The organism is Streptomyces sp. NPDC005574 (genome assembly GCF_040605435.1).
In the GTDB taxonomy this organism is placed as follows: domain Bacteria; phylum Actinomycetota; class Actinomycetes; order Streptomycetales; family Streptomycetaceae; genus Streptomyces.
Map to the genome: position 1 here is coordinate 1 of NZ_JBEXCW010000273.1, position 2025 is coordinate 2025.

At 60.1% G+C, this 2025-nt stretch carries 2 protein-coding genes and 2 pseudogenes; 1 reads left to right on the forward strand and 3 read right to left on the reverse strand.

From position 1 onward, the window contains the following. Window positions 1–91: 91 nt before the first annotated feature. Window positions 92–727, forward strand: a pseudogene (locus ABZT03_RS44010) (transposase); the annotation flags it as partial. Window positions 728–756: 29 nt separating this feature from the next. On the opposite strand, the gene ABZT03_RS44015 reads toward ABZT03_RS44010, so the two are convergent. From ABZT03_RS44015 to ABZT03_RS44025, 3 genes and pseudogenes are all read right to left on the reverse strand, one after another. Next, window positions 757–1020, reverse strand: a complete 264-nt coding sequence (locus ABZT03_RS44015; protein WP_356049911.1) for a hypothetical protein — start codon at window positions 1018–1020, stop codon at window positions 757–759. Between the two features lie 50 nt (window positions 1021–1070). Beyond that, on the reverse strand, window positions 1071–1655 hold the full coding sequence (locus ABZT03_RS44020; protein ID WP_356049912.1) for a hypothetical protein: 585 nt from the start codon (window positions 1653–1655) through the stop codon (window positions 1071–1073). Between the two features lie 137 nt (window positions 1656–1792). Next, window positions 1793–2025, reverse strand: a pseudogene (locus ABZT03_RS44025) (ISAs1 family transposase); the annotation flags it as partial.

The window sequence follows — 2025 nt, forward strand, 5'->3', positions numbered from 1 at the left end:
GCGCTCGCGCAGTTCGTCGGGGTACCTACGGGGTGCAGCCATGCTCGGGATCCTTCCGGGTCTTCGATGTCTCCATCAAACCCGGGGCGGTTCACTGCCTCTGGAGGACCGCATATTGCTGGTGGCGGCGTATTGGCGGACGAACCTGACGATGCGGCAGCTGGGGCCCTTGTTCGGGATCTCGAAGTCGGCAGCGGATCGGGTCATCGACCACATGGCTCCACTGCTCGCTCTGGCCCCGGTACGGCGCCGGCACCCGGCCGACACGGTCCTGATCGTGGACGGCACCCTGGTCCCGACCCGCGACAGGAGCGTGGCCGCATCCAGCAAGAACTACCGTTATTCCACCAACCACCAGGTCGTCATCGACGCCAACACACGGCTGGTCGTGGCGGCCGGGCAACCCCTGCCCGGCAACCGCCACGACGCGCGCGCCTACCGGGAATCGGGGATCGACCGCGCCGTGAAGAACGCACCTGTGCCCGGCGACGGCGGCTACCGCGGTACCCCCGCCCTCATCCCGCACTGGCCGCGCAAAGACCGGCCGCTCACACCTGAGCAGCAAACCGACAACGCAGTCCACCGCCGGGCCAGGGCCCGCGTCGAGCACGCCTCCTCCCGGATGAAGACCTACAAAATTCTCCGCGACTGCCGCTTACGCGGCGACGGCGTCCACCAAGCCATCCTCAGCGTCGCCCGGCTGCACAACCTGGCCCTCGCCAGGTAGCGCCACCACACCTACGGACAATCCCAGGCCTAATCCAACACCCGCTTACGGGACATCTTTAGAACGTCCACGACAAAAGGATAACCGGAATACTTCGAGAATTCACACTTTACCCTGCCGGCCAGACTCTTGTTGAGCTGTAGGGCATTGGCTATATTGCGAACCGCGCTCCCTTGTCGCTCCAGTTCCGCCTTGACCATTGCACGTTCAAACCAAAGTTCGGCTGCCTCCGGGTGATTGTGAATCTTGTGAAAGAGTCTGATCCGCTCGCTTAGCAATACGTTGTCGTCCAACTGCCCGTACTCCGCTTTACTGAGAGAAGGGAAAGTCGCGCACAGCCCGGTCAATTCTCGAGAGGGTTTTTGATGGACGATGGGATGATCAATCCGCGACCGTCATGGCGTACCCCGTATGGCGAGTTACAGGCGTCAAGTATAGCAGGCAATGAGTCTCTATATTCAGCAGAAATCCTTATCAAATATTCCACCTGTGGCAGGCATGTTCCCGGGAGTGTTATATGGCTAGTGGGCAGTAAATCAAGAATTGCATCAATAATGTCGGAAAGCTTCTCGGGTGGACTGTAGGCGCCGAGATAAAATTGTTCATCGACTTCCGCTGGCGAGCGCTCGTAGTCTACTGTAAGGCAAGTGCGGCGAAGCACTTCTTCCGTATCGACGGCGCATCTATGGAGGCTGTCCTCAATCCATTCACGTAGCACTGTCCGGTTGTCTGCCAGAACGATGAGAGGCAGTACATCCAGATCCTGACAGCGCATGGAAAGAGGTATCCAGTCATCATTCATCGCGAGCCCGCCCCTATTGGCCAGTGTGTGAAGGATTGCGTTGTAGGCGAGTGGGGCCCCGTCCATCGGCCAGGTTGTACAATCGATTGAAAAGGAGGGCGCCATCGTCTGTGTCAACACCTGCATTACCTGATTGTCACTCAGGCCAACGATCCAACCAGTCCCGCGCCTAAAGTGGCCAGGTGAACGCCTATTCAGTTGTTTTCTCGGCGGGTACTACCCCAGGGCGATTGCAAAGTTCGTTGATCGTGCGTTGATGCAGGTCAGTTGAGGCCGAGGACGGCCAGCGGTCGTTCGTAGGGGCGGAGGGCTGTCGTGCGGAGTCCGGCGGCGATGTTGGTGTGGCCCGCGGCACGGAGTCGGTTGATGGCGAAGCTGCGCAGGGTGGCCATGTTCTCCGGGCTGTGCCCGGTGCGGATCTTGGAGGCGTCTTCGCGGAAGGCGGTGTCGCGGACGAAGTGGAGCCTGTTTTCGATCACCCAGTGCGCCCTGATGA

What these genes read in the sequence shown, in the direction of transcription:
- ABZT03_RS44020 (WP_356049912.1), bottom strand. Translation starts at nt 1,655, where the DNA reads ATGCAGGTGTTGACACAGACGATGGCGCCCTCCTTTTCAATCGATTGT.